Raw genomic sequence first — 257 nt, 5'->3', positions numbered from 1 at the left:
ATGCCGCACGGATTGATCCGCCAGCGAGGCCACGCCCTGCGGATCCCGGCCCCCTTGACAGCCCCGGCAGGGTTGTTAGCGTCGAAGGGACGAAGGAGGTGGTCCTCATGGATCAACGCCACGATCACGAGCAGACACACGAGCACGAGCACGCAGCCCAGCGCGCAGCCGAGCACCGCACCGAAGCCGAGCGCACGGACGCCGGGGCGCGCCGCCCGACGGGCCCCCACGAGGTCGGGGGCTCCGGCCCCGAGCTC

This window comes from Leucobacter sp. M11, from assembly GCF_035726885.1.
Taxonomy (GTDB): Bacteria; Actinomycetota; Actinomycetes; order Actinomycetales; family Microbacteriaceae; genus JAPFRB01.
This window is presented reverse-complemented; position numbering follows the sequence as displayed.